At 53.2% G+C, this 21,987-nt stretch carries 15 protein-coding genes; 7 read left to right on the top strand and 8 right to left on the bottom strand.

Annotated features, from left to right (window positions below; all coding sequences use genetic code 11):
- Positions 1-377: 377 nt before the first annotated feature.
- Complete coding sequence (locus AC3WMV_RS23425; RefSeq protein WP_083221299.1) at positions 378-4,091, bottom strand: autotransporter domain-containing protein; 3,714 nt, start codon at positions 4,089-4,091, stop codon at positions 378-380.
- 223 nt (positions 4,092-4,314) lie between these two features.
- Between AC3WMV_RS23425 and AC3WMV_RS23430 the strand changes: the two genes are divergently transcribed.
- Complete coding sequence (locus tag AC3WMV_RS23430; RefSeq protein ID WP_158248890.1) at positions 4,315-7,263, top strand: RICIN domain-containing protein; 2,949 nt, start codon at positions 4,315-4,317, stop codon at positions 7,261-7,263.
- 56 nt (positions 7,264-7,319) lie between these two features.
- Positions 7,320-8,411 (top strand): hypothetical protein, encoded by a 1,092-nt coding sequence (locus tag AC3WMV_RS23435; RefSeq protein WP_027614481.1) that lies wholly within the window; start codon positions 7,320-7,322, stop codon positions 8,409-8,411.
- A 274-nt stretch (positions 8,412-8,685) separates the two neighbouring features.
- Here AC3WMV_RS23435 and AC3WMV_RS23440 read toward each other — a convergent pair whose 3' ends face one another.
- The 3 genes from AC3WMV_RS23440 to AC3WMV_RS23450 all read right to left on the bottom strand — a co-directional run bounded on the left by AC3WMV_RS23440 (position 8,686) and on the right by AC3WMV_RS23450 (position 11,553).
- Positions 8,686-9,063, bottom strand: a complete 378-nt coding sequence (locus tag AC3WMV_RS23440) for a hypothetical protein (RefSeq protein ID WP_027614482.1) — start codon at positions 9,061-9,063, stop codon at positions 8,686-8,688.
- A gap of 638 nt (positions 9,064-9,701) precedes the next feature.
- Positions 9,702-9,971 carry a hypothetical protein gene (locus tag AC3WMV_RS23445; protein ID WP_219738114.1) on the bottom strand — a complete coding sequence of 90 codons (270 nt, stop codon included), beginning with the start codon at positions 9,969-9,971 and terminating at the stop codon, positions 9,702-9,704.
- A 787-nt stretch (positions 9,972-10,758) separates the two neighbouring features.
- The gene (locus AC3WMV_RS23450; RefSeq protein WP_049827964.1) at positions 10,759-11,553 is read right to left on the bottom strand and encodes an AraC family transcriptional regulator; all 795 of its coding nucleotides are present in this window, start codon (positions 11,551-11,553) and stop codon (positions 10,759-10,761) included.
- Between the two features lie 88 nt (positions 11,554-11,641).
- Between AC3WMV_RS23450 and AC3WMV_RS23455 the strand changes: the two genes are divergently transcribed.
- Complete coding sequence (locus AC3WMV_RS23455; protein ID WP_027614485.1) at positions 11,642-12,850, top strand: MFS transporter; 1,209 nt, start codon at positions 11,642-11,644, stop codon at positions 12,848-12,850.
- Between the two features lie 253 nt (positions 12,851-13,103).
- Here the strand turns inward: AC3WMV_RS23455 and AC3WMV_RS23460 are convergent, their stop codons facing one another.
- Positions 13,104-14,006: a LysR family transcriptional regulator gene (locus AC3WMV_RS23460; protein ID WP_027614486.1), complete on the bottom strand. Its 903-nt coding sequence runs from the start codon at positions 14,004-14,006 to the stop codon at positions 13,104-13,106.
- A 143-nt stretch (positions 14,007-14,149) separates the two neighbouring features.
- Here AC3WMV_RS23460 and AC3WMV_RS23465 point away from each other — a divergent pair, with 143 nt between their 5' ends.
- The 4 genes from AC3WMV_RS23465 to AC3WMV_RS23480 all read left to right on the top strand — a co-directional run bounded on the left by AC3WMV_RS23465 (position 14,150) and on the right by AC3WMV_RS23480 (position 17,684).
- Positions 14,150-15,550 carry an amidohydrolase family protein gene (locus AC3WMV_RS23465; RefSeq protein ID WP_027614487.1) on the top strand — a complete coding sequence of 467 codons (1,401 nt, stop codon included), beginning with the start codon at positions 14,150-14,152 and terminating at the stop codon, positions 15,548-15,550.
- A gap of 11 nt (positions 15,551-15,561) precedes the next feature.
- On the top strand, positions 15,562-16,035 hold the full coding sequence (locus AC3WMV_RS23470; protein WP_103368270.1) for a DMT family transporter: 474 nt from the start codon (positions 15,562-15,564) through the stop codon (positions 16,033-16,035).
- A gap of 39 nt (positions 16,036-16,074) precedes the next feature.
- A complete protein-coding gene (locus AC3WMV_RS23475) occupies positions 16,075-16,935 on the top strand; it encodes an SMP-30/gluconolactonase/LRE family protein (protein WP_027614489.1) in 861 nt (286 codons plus the stop codon).
- 194 nt (positions 16,936-17,129) lie between these two features.
- Entirely contained in the window at positions 17,130-17,684 is a 555-nt protein-coding gene (locus AC3WMV_RS23480) for a sce7726 family protein (RefSeq protein WP_027614490.1), read from the top strand.
- Here the strand turns inward: AC3WMV_RS23480 and AC3WMV_RS23485 are convergent.
- The 3 genes from AC3WMV_RS23485 to AC3WMV_RS23495 form a co-directional block, all read right to left on the bottom strand.
- Complete coding sequence (locus tag AC3WMV_RS23485; RefSeq protein ID WP_027614491.1) at positions 17,676-18,743, bottom strand: beta family protein; 1,068 nt, start codon at positions 18,741-18,743, stop codon at positions 17,676-17,678. The genes AC3WMV_RS23480 and AC3WMV_RS23485 overlap by 9 nt on opposite strands.
- A 688-nt stretch (positions 18,744-19,431) precedes the next feature.
- Positions 19,432-20,319, bottom strand: a complete 888-nt coding sequence (locus tag AC3WMV_RS23490) for a GntR family transcriptional regulator (protein WP_027614492.1) — start codon at positions 20,317-20,319, stop codon at positions 19,432-19,434.
- A 111-nt stretch (positions 20,320-20,430) separates the two neighbouring features.
- Positions 20,431-21,747 carry a CitMHS family transporter gene (locus tag AC3WMV_RS23495; protein ID WP_026019990.1) on the bottom strand — a complete coding sequence of 439 codons (1,317 nt, stop codon included), beginning with the start codon at positions 21,745-21,747 and terminating at the stop codon, positions 20,431-20,433.
- Between the last annotated feature and the right edge of the window lie 240 nt (positions 21,748-21,987).

Below are 21,987 nucleotides of genomic sequence, written 5' to 3' on the forward strand. Positions count from 1 at the left end.
AGTGATGTTACTTAGCCGACCGTGATAACGAGCAGGCTCAGCTCTACACCGAGATTCAAGCCCAGCTTCAGTTGCAGCTTCAGGCACGAGAAGAGGCCCGGCAACGAGCGGCCTTGTAGTCGCGATAATGCCCAAGGCCCCCAGTTCTACCCTCAGTGTGGGGCCAAAGAAACAGAGGCAAGCACGCTATGAAGCATTAGCATGCTCGCCAATGAAAGCGTCGCTTGATGTGGTTAGATCTTTGAGATCCGGTTGGTGAACGGGCGGGCAAAATCTAAAAGACTAGCTTTATGCGCAATTATGCAAAAAAACATAATTTGTCTGGAGAGATGGCCGGGCTGCGAGTAATGGGGTGTGCAGGACGCTTGGGTCGGCGGTTAGAAACGGCTGCCGACCCGAAACATCAACGCATTCGATCTTGAGTCATCGCCGAGTCCATATGAGCCCTGGTACGTCAGTCCAGTACTCACGCCCGATGACAGAAGGAAGTCTAATCCCAGCGCCACCGTCATGATGTTCTCGCTCTGCCCTACCGTTGAGATGGCATAGGTAGAATCGCTGACATCGGCATAGCCAACACGTGCAGTACTATCGCCGCTAAACGTATGGCTGTATTCGACTCGACCTCTCAGAGTAACGGCTGACTGCGTCAACGGTATGCCATATTGCCCGCGCACCCCACCAACGCCAGAAAACACTGTCATACGCTGCTCCGCGTAAGCCAGGTCATAGATGCCGCTACCGCTCTCGCGAAATCCGTCCAGCTTGGTCGAAGAAATATCCATGCGGCCATAAGGCGCGACCTTCCAATTCTCGTCCCGGAACTCATAGCCAGAACTCAGGGAGCCGAATATTTGATCTCCATCGCGGCTGCCCTTGGCGCGGCCTCCGTTATCGGTAACGTAGCGCCGACTATCGAATGACAAGCTGCTGTAGCCGAGTAAGCCGTCGACGAATATCCGTCCAGGATGCAAGCTGCCATACAACGCGGTGCTGAATGAGCGCCCCTTACTGCGACTATCCCGGGAACCAATATCGCTCGAATCACTTCCATAACCGAAGCCGATGCCGGCGGTGAAGGTATCGAAGAAACGATAGTCAGCACCCGCACTAACCCCCACCATCGTGCTGTCGAACTTGACGTCATCTCGATGAGTATCACTAACATTCACGTAACCGCCGCTCCACAACGCGAGGTTATCGTCTCCCAACCAACCATCCTGCTCACCTGCTGCAGCGTGCCGCTCAATTGCCGGAGCATCGTTACCGCTCAGCGACGACAGTGCCTGATACATCTCGGCAGCACTGGTATTTCCGGTGCGAGATGGGCGGGACTGCGGTAGACCCAACTGTAAATTGAAGCCTCTATTCCGCCGGCTTTCGTCGTCGTGCAACTGTTCAAGCCGATCATTGAAGTTGTCGATCTGCGCGCGAGCAAAGCGCGTGGAGCTCTGTGCTTGAGCGCCGACCATACCGATAACCTCTGGATCCTTGCTTGGATCGGATCGCCCGGTAATCTGCACGCTCAGCGCAATAGGTTGAGAAGTCCCCCAACGGTTGCTCAACGTGTAATGGATCACTGTCGCTCCCGAGGCCTGAGCGGCCGCAAGAAAAGTGAGGTTCATACCGTTCAGACTGACCTGTCCCATTGCTCTGGGTGGGATATCAAGCAATGAGGCTTGAGTAAATGGACCGCCGCTGATGTTATCGGTGAGATCAACCGTTAGTGACTGACCTGCCAACAAAGACGTACTACGATCCGCGCCACTTGGCACCGAGCCATTCACCGTCAGGCTATAGGGAACCTTCGCAGATGTGCCCGTATTATCGCTCACTGTTACCAAAACATTGGCCGTACCAGAGGTGGTCGGCATGCCACTGATGACGCCTGAGGATGCATCGATAATAAGCCCTGCTGGCAGGCCTGCCGCTACAAAATGATAGGGGGTGGCTCCGCCTGAAACACTAATGAGCTGCGAATAAGCGACACCAACTGTTGCACTGGGTAACTCCGACCCCGCCGGCGAAACTGTAAGCACTGACGGAGCGACAGTAATGCTGACCGTCGCTGCTGGTGATGTCCCCGAGGCATTACTGGCTGTGTATCGGAAGCTATCTGTGCCGGCGAAACCTACTACCGGTGTGTAGAAAATCGAAGTTCCACTGACTGCCGTCGAACCGTGTGATGGCGGTGTTACTACCGCCACAGCAGTTGCCGTCCCACCACTGATCGACAATGCGACCGCGCCGCTGCTGTTGGCAACAACGGTGGTTGAGACTGGATTCGCAACGGGTAGTGCTCCAGCCGCAACATTCAACGTGTAGTTCGCACTTCCGGTTGCGCCATGGCTATCTGTCACCGTAACAGACAAATTGAAAGTGCCTGTACCAGTAGGCGAGCCACTGAGCAGTCCACTGATTGAGTCCAGGTTCATACCTACGGGAAGGCCCGAACCGACGTAACTGTAGGGAGCCGAACCGCCGGATGCGCTGAAAGATTGGCTGTAAGTGCCGCCGACCTGCGCCGACGTCAACGTGCCTGAAGTCGGTGTCAGAACAAGTGTCGGCGATGTGACGGTCAAAGTGACCACTGCCGGCGCAGATGTGCCAGAACCATTGCTTGCTGTATAGGTAAAACTGTCGACGCCTGAATAACCTGCATTCGGCGTATAGGTGATTGAAGTACCGCTAGCCACGGCAATGCCATGCATCGGTGCAGACGCTACCGTTACAAATGTCGCTGTGCCTCCCGACAACGCGACGGAAACAGCATTACTGGTATTGGCCGAAACGGTGGCGGAGACTGGATTGGCGACAGGTAACGCAGCAGCAGCAACATTCAACGTGTAGTTGGCACTACCGGTGGCACCGAAATGATCGGTAGCGGTAACAGACAAATTATAGGTACCGCTGCTGCTCGGGATGCCGCTGAGGTGCCCATTGGAGGGATCAAAAATAAGACCTGGCGGAACTCCCGTAGCCACATAACTGTAGGGTGCTGTACCGCTCGAAGCACTGAAGAACTGATTGTACGCAACACCCATCTGACCAGAGTTTAGTGTTCCGGCCGCCGGCGACAGCGCTAACAGTGGCGCCGTCACTGTAACTGTCACCGTGGCAGACTGTGAGTTACCAGCTCCATTGCTAAGGGTGTACTGGAAGCTATCTACCCCTGAATAGCCGGCTGTAGGTGTGTAATAAATCGATGTACCTGTCGCTACTGCGTTGCCATGAGACGCATTTACGGACACCGCAGCCGACGTATAAGCGCCTCCTGAGTTGGACAGCGTGACAATGTTATTCGAACTGTTGGCCGAGACAGTCGCCGTCACTGCATTCGAAATTGGGACTGCGACTGCTCGCAAGACGCTTACTGAATAGAGATTCGTGGTGGTGCCGTCTTGGGCTGTGACGGAAATGCTGATCGGATTTGTGCCTTCACTTAGACCGATCGTGGGAGATGCCGCACCAGATACAACCGTATTGCTGCCTACATTAATCGTAGCATTGCCACTGCTGGCAATCGGCGTGAAGCCAATCGAAGAAACGCTGTTAGCAACAGAAATACTGTAACTGGTGGTACCTGGAGAAAATGATGGAGACAACGTGCCAGTCGACGGAATGAGATTGGAAAGCGTGGCGTCACTGGATACTGCCGACCCACAGGAAATCGACACTGCACTCAAGTATGTCCCAGCTTTGATGCTGACGAACGCGCCACCGGTCAACTGTGAGGATGTCGCACCACCAGTGTGACTACCTCCGCTACCGGTGTTGCTTCGGTAATCATAGTAGGCGGTAAACGTCGTCGGATTACGAAGAATGACCGAATCTGCAGAACTGGGATTGGAATTTCCGACGTTTGAACCGTTATCCGAAAACGAGACAGTCAAGGTATCACCAGGATCGAAAGATCCTGCAGCAAATGATCGCGAGAAAGACGTCGTACCGCTTTGGGCGTTCAAGGTTGTACACCCTGCGGAGAGGGCATATACCGATGGAGAGAAACCAAAAAGGGACGCCGTCGCTAGCAAAGTTAGCGCAAGATTTCTGGCAACCGCAGTGAAAATTAGCTTCCGTGTCAGGGACATTCCGACAAACCTGTTTCAAGCGCAATTGCCAGCCAAGTGAAGGGGGCTGTTCAGACTGCAATTTATTCTGGGATCAGCGTGTATCGGCAATGTGGCTCGAATCTGCAGAAATTTAGTAAAGCGGGTTTCGCATTCACGTCGAGGCATTGCACCAAGGGTCTTGAACCTGATAATGGCAATATGGCACTGTCAGTCGCAAATCTCAATCCGTAGAGAAGCGCTCATGGTCGACGACGTACTTGAAGATGGCGAAGGTTCGGAAAACCCAGAGGGAGGAAGGCCCCTCTCCAACGAACCGCCGCAACGGAAGAGCAACGGATTCAAAGAACCGGATGATCTGGATGCTATCTCCGCTGACGACATCGATAAACGACTCGACCGTATCTTGCTGCGCAAGCATGCTTTGGATGTGCGCAAGATGGAGAAAGAAAGCGAGGCCGAAGCGGAGAAGTTCCGGAAAGAAGCGAAAGACAGGCGTGCGCAGTTGTTGAAGGCCGTCGAGGCATCAACGCCGGATTTGAGCGCGAAGCTGTTCGAGAAGATGGAAAGCCTTGAGCACGAAGGACACGAGTTCTCTCCTCAAGAAAAGGTCGCATTGCTTCAGGCGCAATTGGCTCCTCTAAAGGATGCGCAGGATTTTTTTGACCTGACAGTGGCTCAACGTGATGACTTACTCGATCGTGTTGGTTTTTACCGCGGTATCGTCCTCGATCCGTCGACGTCTATAGATGCCAGCTTTCGAGAAGTGCTCCGTCGCCCGGACTTCAGTGCGACACAGGTCGATAACAATGAACTGTCTCCAGCCACAGTGCTGTACAGGAAACCGCTGTTTTCCGGTTATTTTGAGAACCAATTCACCTTTTCTGAAGCGGTGCATCAAACGCAAAAAAGCGGAATATCCAACCTCTCCTTTTCGCTAGCAGTCGCCGGCGGAGCTATGACGACCGTCGGCGTCGGGATGGCAGCCAGCTATGCCAGCCAAGAGCAATCGAGTGCTGGAATGATTGGAAAGAGGTCGTACACCACGGCCAACTTCTTCCTACCCCGCATCGAATTGTCGTTCGACGAACATAAACCATGCGCCAGTCAGAGCTTTTTCGAAAAATGCCAGGCTGCCATGGACAAAGAAGACGACACCGAACAGTTCAAAGCTCTGAAAAAGGTGCTCGGGTATTACGGGCATTTCGTCTCGACGCGGACCCTAGTAGGAGGACGCCTTTTCGCAACGCAGTCGAAGGTATTTGACGGAAAGGAAGATAAATCCAGCCTGACTGAACGTTTCGCAGCGAAGGTTCAAGCTAGCCTCAGCGCACCGACAGTTGATGTGCAGTTGTCCGCATCTGCGGAAAAAAGCACTCAGGCGGACGAAAAGAACAAGTCCAGCAACGAATCGCAATCATCAACCTTCCATGCCGTCGGCGGTGAAGGCATCGTGGTTCAAGATGCGGCTCGATGGGCCGAATCGCTTTACGATTACAAACGCTGGGCAGCAGTTCAAAGAGAGAACCTGATTCCGAGCATCAACGTGTTACCGGATGAGTTATCCAGCAAGTGCTGGGCAATGTTGAAGCGCTATGCAAAAACTCAAACGAAACGCGCTCTGCTATTTGAGGAAAACGCGTGGTTCCTTTTTTATGGCGAATATGGAGATTCCGTAGGCTGCCTGGCCAAGGATATCTACTTCACGATTGGCAACAAAAATAACGACGCACTATTGAGCTTGGCATCCGACACCGAGCTTGAAGGAACTGCCATCGTCTGGAAAAAAAGTGAAGATGCGCCAGAGCGATCACAGCTGTGGCGTATGACTGCCGAAGGCCACATAGTGAGCCTGGTCACACGTAAGGCTGGCGCGTGGGGCGCCCGCGGGGATATCACTTTCGCCATCACTCCCGAAAAGGCCTCTGGTACCCAAGATGCCGTTTATACGCTAATCGCCCATCAGCTTGGTAAAGCAGATAACCAAATCTGGGAATCAGCAGGCTCCGGTGAAATCACCAATGTCGGGATTGGGAAAAACCACGCACTGCTTGCTGCAGCGGAAAATAAAATTCTACTGAAAGCACGAACAGATAACACCCGTAATGATCGACTATGGCAACTGGACGAGATACCCCTCTATTTTGTCGACAACCTAATCAAAGCCGCTAACGAAGACACTGCTCCACTCTGGTTCAAACTTCGGCTAGCCGACGGCGGTCCGGTTCTTTCGATCAATGGCGGCGAAGGCCTGGAGTCTGTGCTTTCGACTTCACAATGTTCGGTAGTTACACAACCTGACATCAATGGTGCACATCAAATATGGCAACTGGATGCGAAAGGACGGTTGATCTCAGCTGTAAAAGCGCAGGATGCTGGGAGCTTCATGGATCTACTATTGTCAGCCGACCTTAAAACCAAAGCCCTGGTTGTGAGCCCAGAGTCACCCAATTTTGCCCAGCGATGGACATTGCAAAACGACCAGCTAATCGTGTCACGTCATTCAGAGCTGGCGGATTTGGTAATCGCGGCCGGTAATGACTCCAACAACGCGAAAACTGGTAACCCTTTAGCCATGAGGGTCAGTGGTACAGCTTCTAAACAGAAGTGGACGAAAGTCACAGTTGGGAAGAGCCTGGGATACACCAGCTACAAGCAAATAGTAGCCAATTCGCAGCGAAGTAATGAATGGGCGAAGATGATAGATCGGCGAGAGTTAATTATCGCGGGAAATCTGACTTCGCTTGCGCTTAAGCTCATCAAACGTGGTGGTTTTTGGTCAATCAATGAAGGCTATGCCGTTCAGCTGACGATAGGTGTTTCGCGGGAAAATGCTAAGCCCGCCTATGAAACCCATAATGAGCCGGATGATGATCAAGTGTTAGAAATCACTTCCGATTCTGTCACGGGTATCGACACTCAGTTTCTATACTTACCCGAGGAGCCGATACACGCAATCAAGCTCGATGTAAAGCCCAAAAGCAAGCGACTTTGCTTTCAATACAAATTGAAGCCGGATAGTGCTTGGACCTTTGTGGCAGATGATGCATCGGACGAGCCTCAACAGCTGAGTGTTTCCAGTACCTTCCTTTCCAATATAGAGTCACCGGATAATCAGGGCCTTCTGGCCATCGGGCTTCACTTCGATGCTGCATCCGGTGTCTTATCGCCCAAAGCAATCTATAGAAACTAATATTTGGAATGGCGTTCATTATTTATTGAACGCCATTCTGTAATGGAGTCGGTGAAATGCCAGATTCAGTTTATTACCCCGGAGCCAAAAACGCTCTCAACCTTCTGGAGAAAATGCTAATTTCTACGCAGGAACTCCCGGAAACGCCGGCAAACAAAAAGTCACGAGACTGGCTGTTGGACAAACACAATGGTTGGGAAAATTCGATAACTGGCATAGCAATGGGGTATTACGTAGAATCCGCAAAAGGCCTAAAACATCTTAAGAAAAAAAATTTCGCAGGAGGCTTTTCTGAAAAAGTTAATAACAAGGTCGTCAAAAAAAACCGCGGTGACATTACAACAACAACCAATAAATACAACGAGGAGGGAAAAAGCCAAGGAAAGGTTATTCAGCTGAAACATACCATTTGCGATACACCATCAGCAGTAAATAATGCCATCAGAGATGCGTTCACTCAATTATCCGGCCAAAAAGGTGAAATGCCATTAGCAGACGACATTTTAATTGCGGATATTTTCATTGCAAGTCCGAACAACGCATGGCCACTTGACAGGAGCGGGACAACTGATGGGGAAACATGGATTGCCCACAATTATCCGTTTTTAATATCCCAGTTCGTAGAGAAAGTTAAAATAAGAATTACCAATCACTTGCTTCTTGATGATTATAAAAAAAATTACGCCGAAGCCAAAGAGAAAAGAGATATTGAGCTTCAATGCAAAAAAGCAAAGCGCGCATTTAGCGAGCTCTATATTCCTGGCGAAACTTTTCATACTGCTGGTTTGTTTGATTCGGATGTCGGTACTCCCACCGCGCTTTCCGGTTCAATGCCTAATAAGTTATTACGAAAAAACGACAAGGCATCCCAAAAAGCCCGTTCTGATGTACTCGCTGCGGAAAACCTCATAAAAGAACCATCCCCCGTATCCACGAAAAATAAATCTAATAAATCTAATAAATCTGTCGGACAAAAAGATCTTACCGATTACCCAACATTGGTACTGAAATTAAACTTCACGACCGGTCGAAAAATACTATTTGAAAATCAACAAGAACCCACCATAGTGAATAAAATAGTTTTATCTGTACGCTGGACCAGTGGAGAGCTGTCCGTCCAGTTCGTCCGAGAAAAACCAGTAAGCTAGGATACGCAAGATGGCATTTCTGAATAGTCAACTGTACGAACATCAGACGTTGATTATATAGGGAGATAAAAATAAATTTGCATTTTCTAGCCGGTTGGCAGCCCCCCCCCTCGCTATTTTTTTAGATTTTTAGTGTAAGCGTCCGGCGAACTCGCCTTCCAACTCCAGCATTAAGGGGAATGGTGTCTGTAGCGTTTAAGTAATCCCGGGCATGACGTTATTTTTTATCGGCCTGAGGTGGGGCAGCCCATCGTTGAACTGAACCGGTGCTCTCTCAAGCCGTCATGTCGCTCACATTAAGTATGGAAATACTGTAGTGCGGCGACAGGCAACCTGCTTTAGATGTGGAGAAGAGGAAGTTTTCCATAGGACAGAGTTCGCCCTTTCTTAAAATTGCTTTTACGGACATTAAGGCGCTCATCTCAGTCAGTCCCATTAATATCGAGAACGCCTTATCTATTCGAAATCCCAAAGTGGGTTCAGCAATCACCACCACGAACCAAAGAAATCTTTGTCTCAGTTCATTCTTTGTTTTCTCATTTATTTCCTTTTGTACCAGTAGCCGTAACTCGAGCGATGCAGCGAGCAACAATTCTGACTCCAAAAGGCCGGCGAAGAAGCCATTTGCTCTAAGTGATGCGTTGATTGCCATGACCTGTAATTACTGGTTTAAGCCAAATCATTTAAAAGAGACGTCGGTATAATCAGCCACAGTTAGGCATAGCTGGCCATCAGAGCCGAGAAGGCGATGATAGGTAGGTAGTGGAGAAAACGCATTCCTGCCCAGGGATCCTACTGGCGTCCAGGAGGATTGCGTTCCCTGGCTTCGTTAGCATCTTTGAGTGTCCGCTTTTGGCCGAAAGCCGCCGTTCGTGAGCGGCAGCTATCGGCCGAAGCGGCCAGTCAAGGGGGGGCGGACACGGACGTAAATCGACGGGAGAGCAACAACTTCCCTCGAGCATTGATGAAATCAACCGGATCTGTATCTATTGGCTTCCTTGTTACCTTGGTACGATTCCACCCCGCCCTCGTCCGAGATAATCCCATGCAGCTCACCGACATCCCATTTGGGACCACCAATTGGTAGAAAATAGAAGCGACTGCCCACCCTGGCGAAACCGGCACGGCACACTGACGCACTTGCCAATTCGGTAATGCAAGAGACCCCGCCTTGGTGGCCTTGCTCCGGGCCGGGGGAGGTGCTTTCCACAGACAGATTTTATGAACTCGTCGTTTTCGCTTAGCCCATCAAACCAGCTTGCCTAGGCCGCCCATACACCCACTTCTAGGCTAATACCATATGTGGGGTTCGTTGGGATCCTGGGTCACCCTGAGTCGTTCGAGATTCATGACATTGAGCGTGGTATCGCCGTTGACACGCCGCTTGATCTTACCCACGCGTCCTTGGATCGCGATCGGGTATTGAGTCGAACTCTTTGAGACGGCGTAGTGGGCCTCCATTTGCCGGGCATGGTCGAAGTAGAACTGATTCCAGCCAACGGTATTGCCTGCAAACACTGGTTCTAGGTGCTCGTCGATGTCAGCGTCTTCGTCGCACATTGCGCGCAGTCTGAGGACGCTTTGTGCGGTATTGATATAGGAGGACAACCGATTGGATGATGGTGTGTAGGTTCAGATGGCAGTAGAGGATGTCTCACCACCGTCATCTTTCTTGAGTCGTCTAGCATTTGCTTTCAACTCTTCTGTCACCGCGACCGACGCATGCGGAAGCGGTTTTTCTGGACGCTTTCGACCAGGCAGTTAGAGGTGCTGGCGAGCTCAACGATTTGCTTATCAACACCGAAACGACAGTTGGGGCCATGCGTTCCATTCGCTTGCGGGCGGAAGCAGGCCCGAACCTTAGAGGTTTTGTAGTAGCAGCCCCGAGTGAAGGAATTGACATGAATTACTGTTGCGTCGCACCGTTCACACTTCAGAGCATTTGTACCCATGCTCTTGGCATAGGTGCCCGCACTGAGGTGGATATTCCCGCCAGGCTGTTGTAGCAACTGGCTGGTGCCTTCACCAATCCCTAGGATTACAGGCCTATGGTCGGGTGAGCTATGTTGAAATCTTTATGATGGTCGAACTCGACCTGTATTGCCTGAGGCGGCGGCCCTTGAAACGTGACATGTCAGCAATCCTTAACTATTTGATGGCTCCATTCTCACTTCACGACTGGCCGTGTCAGAACCGCACTTTCCCATTTTACAGAATTTAGTGATGCCGATGGTCAGTGGGTGTCTGCGACGAGGACTCCAGATGGAGAAGCTGAGCAGGGGGTGATCCCCAGAATCGTGCAGGTGGCTCGACGACTCAATGGGTCGGATATTTAACAAGCAAAGCACTATCGCAGAGAGGAAAAGTACAGAGTGGGCGGTTTTCCCAAAGCTTTCTTGAACATCGTGATAAAGGCGTTAACAGAGTCATAGCCCAGGATGCCTGCCACATGCTGCACGGATACGCCTTCTGCCAGATGACTCAGTGCGATCATCAGATGCAGTTGCTGGCGCCAGCGTCCGAAGCTCAGCCCAGTCGTACTTTCCACAAGTCTGGCTAGCGTTCGCTCACTCGTTGCAAGCCGATTGGCCCACTCGCGCAACGTGGTTCGGTCACCGGGGTCTGCAAAGAGCGTATCCGCGATTTGTTTGATCTTGGGGTGGTCGGATATCGGCAAATGCAGCTCTTTCAGCGGAGCATCGGAAAGCTGCTCAAGCAGTACTGCAACCAGCCGCGCAGTTTTACCCTCGCAAAGACAGGAGGGTTCCTGCTCTGCGAGGTGAAGGATCATCTCGCGGACAATGGGGGTAATGGCAACCGTACAGCAGGCGTCAGGCATCTCTGCTGCATCGGGTTCAACAAACAAAAAACAAGTGCGGGCGTTTTCGGTCATGCGGCAACTGTGCGGCGTGCCGCCGGGAATCCATACCGCATGTTGGGGAGGCACAAGCCAAAGTGCGTTCTGCACCTCACAGCTCACCGCTCCGTGCAAAGACAGGACTAGCTGGCCTTTTCGATGATCATGGGCGCGGGCAACCGAATCATTGGGGGCAGGCGCAACCTTGAGCGCAATCGCAGCCTGAGCGAAGAGATTTGAATCGAAATCTTCCGGCGAGGTAACGACATTTTTTGAGCTTGGCATAATTTAGGTATCAGGTGTTTTGATATCTATATTAGATAATTCTGAAGCTCTCTACAGTGGTCTTCTTTTCAGAGGACAGCTACAGAATATGTCAGATACAAAAAACAAGTGGCATGCCATCGCGCTCGTCGCGGGCATTCTGCTCATTGCCGTAAACCTACGCGCTCCCTTTACGGGCATCGCCCCTGTTTTACCGCTCATTCAGAATGACTTTGGCTTAAGCGCCTCAGCTCTAGGCCTGCTTACTTCACTACCACTTCTGGCTTTTGCCGCCTTTTCCCCGCTTAGCGCTTCGGTTGCCCGCAGGTTCGGCATTGAACGCACGCTTTTCGGTGCACTGTTGGTCATTTCAGCAGGCATCCTGCTGCGCTCGGCAGGCAGCGCATGGGCGTTGTATGCCGGTACGGTATTGATAGGCACCGGGATCGCACTGGGCAACGTGCTATTGCCTGGCCTGATCAAACGCGACTTCTCGACGAAGATGGCGTCTGTGACGGGCGCTTACTCCATCACGATGGGGGCAGCAGGTGCTGCCGGTTCCGCCGTTATCATTCCGCTGACCCAATCATGGGGATGGCCGATTGCCCTGAGTTTGTTGATAGCAGCCCCGCTGTTGGCGCTGATTGTGTGGCTACCCCAGTTGAAAAAACACGAACATATTGTTCTGTCCGGCCCCAAACAAGCGGCAACCGTGAACGTCTGGAGTTCACCGCTGGCGTGGCAGGTCACACTGTTTATGGGCCTGAACGCGATGCCTTTTTACGTCGCCGTAGGCTGGCTGCCGACCATGCTGATGGATCATGGTATATCCCCGGAGCAAGCTGGCATGGTACACGGCACGCTGCAATTGACCACCGCCATTCCCGGCTTGATTCTGGCGGCCACGCTTCGCCGTCTCAAAGACCAGAAACTGGCAGCCGCTACCGTTAGCCTGTTAACCGCCTCATCTTTGATCGGGCTCATTTACGCACCAAGCTACGCCATGTTGTGGGCAGCTTTCCTGGGCTTCGGCTCTGGCGCTAGCATGATGCTTGGCCTGACGTTCATTGGCTTGCGTACAAAAAATGCCGGCGACACGGCGGCACTATCAGGAATGGCGCAGTGTGTGGGTTATCTGATGGCGGCCACAGGCCCATTGCTACTGGGCCAACTGCACGACTGGACTGATGGCTGGACAGCACCGCTGTTGATCACAGCGGCAATCGCCGTTGCCGGCGCATCCACCGGCATGCTGGCCGGGCGCAATGTTCAACTCGAACCCACTCATTACAGAAGCACGCCCATGCAACACAGCTAGGCCAGCAAACATGGCAAATACGTGTCGATCGCCACCGAGCGGCCCTATCACGATCCTCATCGTCGGTGATTAAGCCTCGCGAGCAACGTACTGATCATCAACGGTGCCAAGCCATTTCTCATCTCCAAGGGAGAACTAAACAATACGTTCGCCACACTGGCCGCCGAGCACTTCGCTGCGCTTGGCTACTCGTCGCTATTGGCGCACCAGCTGAATATTCGAGCCTGTTTGTTCAGCCCTGCAGCCACTGAACTCAGGCTGAATCCCCGTCACGAACGAGCTCGGAGATCCAGTCAGCGAATGCGCTCACGGCTGGCGAAAGAAAGCGCTGATGCGGGTATAACAGGTGCACAGGAATCGAAGCCGGTTGCCAGTCAGCAAGTACTTCCACCAACCGCCCTTCTCGCAGGTGCTCGGAAACCACGTTCTCGGCGAGTTGCGCCAGCCCAAAGCCTTCAAGGCACAATTTTATGTAGAGCCCAGTCTCGTTGACGGCTGTTGTTCCGTTCACCTGAACCGAGAGCTTTTCAGAGCCACTGGCGAAGCGCATTTCGCCCGCGTGCCTTGCGTGGCCCGAAAAGTAATGGATGGCCCGGTGGTGTGACAAATCCAGTGGTGTTTGCGGAGTACCGTTTTCTTCGAGATAGGCAACAGATGCACAGGTCACCCAGCGAAATCGGCCAAGGGGGCGCGCAACAAGCGTTGAATCGTCGAGCTCGCCTGTGCGAATGACGCAATCTACACCCTCTTGAACAAGGTCAACCTGCCGATCGCTGACGCCGATCATTAGGTAGATATCTGGGTAGCGCATGTAAAAAGCTTGCAGATTTGGCATGACGATGAAGTGTGCAATGCCGCCCGGCATATCAACCCGCAAACGTCCCTGTGGCCGTTTTACGGAATCCGTCAGACTAGTCTCTGTGTGTTCTATCAGCTCCAATATTTCCCGGCATTGCGCCAGATACTGTGCGCCCTCAGGCGTCAGACTAACCCGCCGCGTGGTTCTGTTGAGCAAGCGCACCTGCAGGTACTTCTCAAGATTCTTGACGGTGCTGGTAACCGTCGAGGCCGGCAAAGAGAGCGTCTGCGCCGCCTGGATAAAGCTTCCTGCCTCAGCCACACGGACGAATACCTGCATCGCTTGAATACGATCCATGACTGTTAGCAGCCTCAAAGCAGTGACCGGGGAAAGCATTATTATTCGTCATTCTTGAATAATAAAAACAGTTTAATCATCTTTTTCCCGCAGTATCGCCTTGCGTACATTTCTTCCAACGAAATTGGAAGAGGTGTACTGAAATGGCTGAATACAACCGCAGCATTGTGCAGGCCCCAGTCGCTCCGGCCGCACGCACACTTATCCGCGGCGCCACTGTACTGAGCATGGATGGCGACATCGGCAATCTGGCGCGTGGCGATATTCTTATCGAAGGCACCACCATCACGGCAATCGGTGAAAATCTCGAAGCCGGCGACTCTGTCGTGATTGAGGCATCCGGCATGATCGCTATGCCGGGCATGGTCGATACCCACCGTCACTCCTGGGAGGGGCAACTACGGCGAATAAATCCGAACGCCGCAACCCTGGAGGACTACTGCAACGCAACCCACTTCTCGTTCGCCAAATACTATCGCCCGGCGGACATGTATATCGGCAACCTCCTGAGCGCATTGGGCTGCATCGATGCCGGTATAACGACCTTGGTGGACAACTCGCATAACAGCCGCACGGGTGAGCACTCCGATGCCGCTGTCGAAGCGCTGCTCGATGCAGGCATACGCGCCGTACACGCCTCGGGGGCGCCGGTTGCGGGTGAGTGGGACAAAGCCCACTGGCCGGGCAATCTGGAGCGTCTGCAGGAAAAATACATCAAGAAAGGCGACAACCCGCTGCTCTCTCTGGCGGTGATGGCGCAGTTGGAGCCTGAGCTGTGGGCTGAGGCCCGACGCCTAGGGCTGCCTATCATCACCGAGTTCTTTGGCGGTGACATGGCGGCTGAGTTGGAAGGATTGCATCGCGAGGGGCTGCTGCGTTCCGACAACATCTTCAACCACTGCACCGCGCTGCCGGACGCCGGCTGGAAAATCCTTCGCGAGGCTGGCGTTCGGGTCAACGTATGCCCGCGTTCAGATGCCCACTACGGCATTGAAGATGGAATGTTCGCCATGCAGTCGGCCCAACGTCACGGTATCAGTCCAGGCCTGAGTGTCGATAACGAAACCTCCTACAGCGGTGACATGTTCATGGAGATGCGGGTGGCGTTCTACCTGCAGCGCGTCATGGGCATGCACCACCAGCGCTGCTGCGGTGAAGACCATCATCCGGTGGTGACCCTGCCCGCCCATGGTTTGCTCAAATCCGCCACCGTCGACGGCGCGGTCTGTGCCGGTTTACAGGACAAAATCGGCAGCCTGAGTCCCGGCAAGCAGGCTGACCTGATCCTGATAAACGCGCGGGACATCAACCTTTATCCGTCAGGCAATGCCTTCGGTACCGTGGTACATGCGGCAGAGCGCAGCAATGTCGACACCGTCATGATTGGCGGGCGTATCGTCAAGCGCGGTGGCAAGGTTTTAGGTGTGGATAGCGAAAGGCTGCGTGCGGCGATCAACGAGTCCCGTGAGCATCTGTTTGCTGCTGCAGGCTATCAGCCGGATATCTTTGCCGAGAAATTCCTGCCGCTTGAGTCAGCCAAGTAAGGAGGTGTGAGATGAATGCAGCCTACTACCTGCTGGCCATCTGCGCGGGGCTTGGCATCACCCTGCAGACCACACTGAATGGCCAACTCGCTAAAGGTGTGGGTGGAGACTCCGTAGCGGCGGCGCTGTTCTCTTTTACTGCTGGCGCGGTATGCCTGGGCATTTTTTCATTGATGCGCGGGGGGATAGCAGCCTCACTGGCGGCCATACCTGCACAGCCTTGGTGGAGCCTGTTGGGTGGTTTGCTGGGTGCCAGCGCGTTGCTCAGTTATGTAGTGCTGGCACCGAAAATCGGTCTGTCAGCACTGCTTGGCCTCGCTATCGCTGGGCAGATCATTTCGTCACTGGCGATCGATCACTTCGGATTGATGGGGGCATTGGAGAGGCCGGTGCCTTCCATCAAGTTGGTCGGGACGGTGGTGATGCTCGCAGGTTTGGCTATCGCGTTGTTCGGTGACCGTTGGTCAGCGCTTTTCTCCAACTGACTACCTTGTTTACCCCATTCTGTTTCGTAGGAAGCAACCATGTTTAAAACTCTAACCGACACCACCAGCATGCTTGGCGAGTGCCCTGTCTGGTGTGAAAGAACCGAACGCCTGTTCTGGACGGACATTCCAAGCTGCGAGTTACGTGCTATAGATCTCGTAAGCGGTGAAGTGCAGTGCTGGCCGCTGCCCGAGTCGCTAGGCTCATTTGCCCTCACGGCAGACGAAGACGTATTGCTAATGGGACTGGCATCCTGCCTGGGCTACTATCAGCTGAGCACAGGCCGTTTCAGCAGAATTGCAGTCACGCCTGGTGTACCCGGAACCCGAATCAATGATGGCCGCTGCGACCGTATGGGCAACTTTGTGTTCAGCACGATGGACGCCAGTGAGCAGGTGCAAACCATCGGCAGATTTCACCGCCTCAATGCGTCGACGCTCGAAACAGAAACGTTGGACATTCCCGCAGTGGCGATCCCGAATAGCATCTGTTTCAGCCCGGACGGCTTCACTCTGTATTACGCGGACTCCCTGCAGGGACGTATTTTCTGCTGCGATTACCCCTCACTGGAAAACCAGCGTGTGTTCACGACGGTTGACGGTCAAGGCGCTCCAGATGGCTCTTGCATTGATGCGCAGGGGTTTCTCTGGAATGCCGAATGGGGCGGCAGCAGGGTGGTGCGTTATGCGCCGGATGGAAAAGTCGATCGCGTAATCGACTCCCCGTGTATTCAGACCACTTGCCCAGTGTTAGCGGGCGCCGCTTATACCACGCTGTACAGCACCAGCGCGCTGATAGGCCTGGACAAGCCGACATGTTCCGATGGTGCGCTGATAAAAGCCGAAGCCGTTGTCGCTGCGGGACTTTCTGAAGAGCGATTTTCAGGGCTACTGAGCTGAGTACTGGGTTCTAGCCTCGGGCGTCGCTCTAAATGCCAATTTCTAGCCGCATCGGAATGAACCCACCAAGCTTCTACCGGGCGCATCCCCACTTCGTGCAAGATGGCTATCATACAGATGCGGGCTCTGTGGCCTTAGACGACCGGATGCTTTTTTAGCGTGAGAAGCCTCAACTGTCTGTCTATAATCCGCGCATGCTGAATCCAACCGAAATCCGCCCAATCCTCAAGCAGTGGGTCGCGAAAGCGATGTCCCATGAAGAGAGTGACGTTTTCATCGAGGAGCTGTGCTTCATTGATAAGGCCAGACGCGCCGATCTCGTTCACGCCAATGGAAAGCTAACCGCGTTCGAAATCAAATCGCATGCTGATACCTTGGCTCGCTGGGAAGGCCAGCAGCAGGCCTATATGGCATGCTTTGACGAAGTCTGGCTATGCTGCCATTCGAAGCACTTGGTGAAGGCTCTTGAGTCCTGTCTACCGCATGTTGGAGTGCTCGTAGTCGATGACTATTCGGGCATGGCGATGATTCGAAGGGCGAAGCCCAACAAGCTCCAGGATAAATTTCACCTTACGGGATTCTTGTGGCGTAGCGAGTTGGACGCACTCGCGGCCCAGTATGGGGTGCCAACGAAAAGTCGCAACCTCATAAAAGAGGTGCGTCGCCAGCTATGCGACGCCCTCCCCATGAACGTGATCAGATCGCATGTACTAGCAAGCTTGAAACAACGCTATCGCTCGCTAGAGTAAGTCGTCGGCATCAAAGTCATCGAAACTGTTATCCGTATCTACGATGGACTCGATCATGGCGCAGATATGCTGATTGATCCTGTACCCATTCCATGTGCCATTGTTCCCGTAACCTGTAGATGTGGCGACAATTCTGCTGTACTCACGAGTAGCCCAGCAAAAGTCATCACCGTGGTAACCCGGCAGGCCTCTGATTTCTTGGGCGATTTCAACGTACCGTACAAACTCCTTGTCCGAACCTTTGCGTCGTTGCCACCATTCTGTTGGCGTGTAATAGCAGGCAAAAGGAAGCACAGGCATGCCTCGTATGTATTCCATCGAGGCGGTCGGATTGGTGGCGGCGTAATCCCCGTAGACGATATCCAACTCTATGCCACTGGTATCGACCCTTGCTTGCCACGCAACGTCGTAACAGGCGGAGGAACGTGAAGTGTTTGAAGCCGGCTTATCGATAGGGAAGGAAGTGCTCATGAGGATCAGATTTCGTATCTGATAGCTGTTCAGTTGTCTCAGGGATACGTTGAAATCTGACCCTGAGGCGGTGTTGGCCGGAGCGGTGGCACCGAAGTCTAAAATCACCGTCGCGGTGTCCGGGCGTTCAAGAGCATCCAGGATTGATAGCAATCTGCTCCACGAAGTCGAGGTGGGGTTTTCCGGGCAGGTAACCCTTATGGCTATATGGGGGAAATCGCCCTGGAGAGCAAGTGCACTTTGGATGACTGCTCGTTGGGGATCGTCATCAACCCAGGAGACCACCGGTATAACATTCTGGTTGATGGCTGCCACATCGGAAAAGAAGCGACGTTTGTTCTCAAACGCGCCATGAGGATTGTGCAGGTCATTGGTAGTAATGAATTCTTCACCAACGTCCTTAGCTATTCTTGAAACGTCCAGGAAAAAAGGATGCTCAGTCCAACTCGCTAGGAATGTTTGAAGGTGTCTGTCGTCGTCACCTCGCATGTCCAACAGCGGAGCCACTACTTCCCGCCTGTGGTCTTCCAGATTTATCAGCGCCTTAACGTCATTCTGACCAACTCGTAAACAAGCCACGTACTGCATCTTGCACTCCTTGCATGCTGTGAAAACAGGTTTTGCCGTAATCTGAAGTCATAGCGAGTCAAAGGCCTTGGTGAGCAGCGAGCGTCGACATGCGGAACGTATCGGTTTTGCTCAGTTTCACTGGCCGACGTCATGCTCCCAGTGAGACGGCAGGTGGAGATTGGCAGGATAGCACTTGGCCACTCAATAAAAGCCTTAATGCGTATTTTGGGATGTGGGGCGCGTCTATGTCCGATCAGTCGGTAGGTTACTCATGCCTTTGCACCAGAGAGAGGCTTTTGTATGCCGGCCTGGCTGCATCGAACAGCCTGTACCGTCACATGAGCGACATGTTGCGGGTCGCCATGGATCATGGGAAATCCGCTCTCTGGGCCAGAGATGGTGTCTACTTAAATTAGGTGGAAACCATGGCCTTTAGCAGTCGTTCGAGGAAGATATGTTTGCCGGACGGTTACAAAACTTGAGGTCGACCTCGTCTAACAGCGTGATCGAGCTGGGTGCAAAATGACACGAAAGCGCGCACTCGGATGTCTTAGTTCGAATGTTTTATATGGAAATATAAGTCAATCAGCGCGTTATGGGACTACGACGATACCGCTAGCTGGCAGAGCGTCGTCCAAGCGCCAGGAGTGAGCGCATGCGACCAGGTTGATCGCGTCAATGCTCTAGGGGCTAGGGAGTGGAAATCTTATTCAAACAAAGCAGGATCGACTTTGTGTCGGCGAGCTTGTTCAAGGTGGCGCCGCATCTGGTCAGCAGCAGCCAAGCGGTCGCCACGTTCCAGGCAATCGAGAATCGCTAAGTGCTCTTCCGCTTGGCCTTTACGGGGTGTGCGTGCGCTGGCCTGGCGGTATTCCACCAGGCGTCGTAACTGGTCGAGACGGCGGACAGTCTGCTGCAGGAAACGGTTACCCGAGCACGCTGCCAATGTCTCGTGGAACTGGGAATTGGCCTCAAAAAGCTCCTGAGGCGTCATGGTCAGGTAGCCGCCGTTCGCGATGAATTCCTGCTGCTTACGACATGCCGCCAACGTCTCGCGATCAATCTGAAAAGTCGGTGACAAAAGGCCAGAAGGTTCGACGGTCGCTCGGAAGGAGTAGCTTTCTTCGTAAGCCTCAACAGAGTCGATCATGGGAAGCAGACGCCACCCTTGGCCTGCACGCTGTTCAACCCACCCTTCTTGCTGCATCCGAGACAGCACGGCCCTCAGAGCTGCTCTGGACACATCGAACTGCCGCATGAATTCGATCTCGGTAAACAGTTCAGGAAGCTGCCGACTGAGGCGAAGTTCTGCAAGCGTCAGGTACAGAGGATCGTCGCTCTTCTCCATGACTTCAGAGACAAGGTCGCTCAAGTCGTCACTGGATCGCGCGAGGAAAAATCCCCTGTTGCGGTCGTAGGTCAGCATACCCTTTTCAACCAAATGGCCCAGGGCAAACTTCACAGGCGTGCGCGACACATTCAGTGTGTTCGCTAGCTGTGATTCAACCAGATGATGGCCAACAGGGAAGCGTTCACGTCGGACGTGGGAAACGATGTCACGCGCGATGCGTGCTTGCAGCGGGCTTAGAGGCATTAGGTCGGAAACCACAGAGATCTGAACCGAAGAAAGCCCATTCTAGCGCGTCATTTTACGCTGTGGCAGAGACCGTTTGGCCTCCGCCTCAATTATGACGTCCAGCGGGGCTTACCGAACCTGATAGAAGGGAAATGCCCCAAACAGAAGGCCGCCCACCAACAGGCCGAGGCTGGCCAAAATAGCCCATTTGAGCGCGAAGCGTTGATGATCTCCGAGATCTACTTTGGCCAAGGCAACGAGCAGATAGAGTGATGGCACCAGCGGGCTGAGTAGGTGGACGGGTTGACCCACAACCGAAGCCCGCGCGATTTCCAGTGGAGTTATCCCGTATTGGGCTGCAGTCTGTGCGATCACCGGAAGGATGCCAAAGTAGAACGCGTCGTTAGACATGAAGAATGTAAACGGCAGGCTAACGAGGGCGGTGAAGACAGCCAGGAACGGGCCGAAGCTTGGTGGGATTACATGCAGCAAGCTTTTCGCCATTGAGTCCACCATGCCGGTTCCGGAAAGGATCCCCGTGAAAATGCCCGCAGCAAAAATGACTGCTGTAACGGCCAACACATTCGTCGCATGAGCGGCAATACGTGCTTTTTGCTGCTCAATGTTCGGGTAGTTGAGCATGATGGCAATGGCGAAGCCGACCATGAACAGGATCTGGATAGGCATTGCGCCAATGATCAGGCAAGTGATGAGGCCTAGTGTCAAGATCAAATTCGGCCAAAACATTTTCGGACGACGATTTTCATCACATTGCTCTGCTGATCCATTGCCCAGCGACACAGGGCCGTGATGAAGACCGTCCATATCAAGAATGCCAATGCGCGCACGCTCTTTGCGCCCAATGACTACGGCAGTAAAGATGAGGCAGGCGCAACCTAGCAGCATGCCAGGAATCATGGGCAGGAAAATCTCCATTGCATCCACATGCAGCGCTGCTGCTGCGCGAGCAGTTGGCCCACCCCACGGCGAGATATTCATGATCCCGCTGGCAATGTTCACCAGGCATGTCATGCCCAGCACGCTCATCCCCAGTCGCTGATACAGCGGCAGGAATGCAGCGCAGGCAATCATGTAGGTAGTCGAGCTGTCACCATCCAGCGACACCAGCATCGTCAGCACCGCAGTGCCTACCGAGACCTTGAGAGGGTCGCCTTTCACCACTTTCAAGATGAAGCGGACGAGCCCGTCGAACAGCCCAGCGTCGATCATTATGCCGAAGTAGAGAATCGAGAAGGTCAGCATCACGCCGGTTGGAGCAAGTGTTTTGACGCCGTCGAGCATCATGGCACCGAGGCCTACGTAATGGCCTCCGATCAGCGCGAAAACGATAGGTATCAAGATCAACGCGATGAGCGCAGAAAGGCGCTTCGTCATGATCAAGTACATGAAACAGATAACCATTGAAAAGCCAAGGACTGTTAGCACGGTCGAACTCCCATTTTTCAGATCTATGTGGCTCTGGTCGGCCATATGGCCTGGATAGCGCAATAGGTCTCAGGTCGAGACCGGCTCGATCCAAATGGGAGTGGTGGGGGAGCGGGGGCAAAAGAGCTTGATCATGGCGGGCCTCGATTTTTCTTATCTTTATTTTTTCTACCGTACCTGACTGGGCGCTACGTCGAAGGAGCGAGCATGCGCAGTAGAAATCGTTGGTTGGGTACGTCC

The organism is Pseudomonas sp. FW305-3-2-15-E-TSA4 (assembly GCF_058787295.1).

What these genes read in the sequence shown, in the direction of transcription:
- AC3WMV_RS23425 (WP_083221299.1), bottom strand. Translation starts at nt 4,091, where the DNA reads ATGTCCCTGACACGGAAGCTAATTTTCACTGCGGTTGCCAGAAATCTT.
- AC3WMV_RS23430 (WP_158248890.1), top strand. Translation starts at nt 4,315, where the DNA reads ATGGTCGACGACGTACTTGAAGATGGCGAAGGTTCGGAAAACCCAGAG.
- AC3WMV_RS23435 (WP_027614481.1), top strand. Translation starts at nt 7,320, where the DNA reads ATGCCAGATTCAGTTTATTACCCCGGAGCCAAAAACGCTCTCAACCTT.
- AC3WMV_RS23440 (WP_027614482.1), bottom strand. Translation starts at nt 9,063, where the DNA reads ATGGCAATCAACGCATCACTTAGAGCAAATGGCTTCTTCGCCGGCCTT.
- AC3WMV_RS23445 (WP_219738114.1), bottom strand. Translation starts at nt 9,971, where the DNA reads ATGTGCGACGAAGACGCTGACATCGACGAGCACCTAGAACCAGTGTTT.
- AC3WMV_RS23450 (WP_049827964.1), bottom strand. Translation starts at nt 11,553, where the DNA reads ATGCCAAGCTCAAAAAATGTCGTTACCTCGCCGGAAGATTTCGATTCA.
- AC3WMV_RS23455 (WP_027614485.1), top strand. Translation starts at nt 11,642, where the DNA reads ATGTCAGATACAAAAAACAAGTGGCATGCCATCGCGCTCGTCGCGGGC.
- AC3WMV_RS23460 (WP_027614486.1), bottom strand. Translation starts at nt 14,006, where the DNA reads ATGGATCGTATTCAAGCGATGCAGGTATTCGTCCGTGTGGCTGAGGCA.
- AC3WMV_RS23465 (WP_027614487.1), top strand. Translation starts at nt 14,150, where the DNA reads ATGGCTGAATACAACCGCAGCATTGTGCAGGCCCCAGTCGCTCCGGCC.
- AC3WMV_RS23470 (WP_103368270.1), top strand. Translation starts at nt 15,562, where the DNA reads ATGAATGCAGCCTACTACCTGCTGGCCATCTGCGCGGGGCTTGGCATC.
- AC3WMV_RS23475 (WP_027614489.1), top strand. Translation starts at nt 16,075, where the DNA reads ATGTTTAAAACTCTAACCGACACCACCAGCATGCTTGGCGAGTGCCCT.
- AC3WMV_RS23480 (WP_027614490.1), top strand. Translation starts at nt 17,130, where the DNA reads ATGCTGAATCCAACCGAAATCCGCCCAATCCTCAAGCAGTGGGTCGCG.
- AC3WMV_RS23485 (WP_027614491.1), bottom strand. Translation starts at nt 18,743, where the DNA reads ATGCAGTACGTGGCTTGTTTACGAGTTGGTCAGAATGACGTTAAGGCG.
- AC3WMV_RS23490 (WP_027614492.1), bottom strand. Translation starts at nt 20,319, where the DNA reads ATGCCTCTAAGCCCGCTGCAAGCACGCATCGCGCGTGACATCGTTTCC.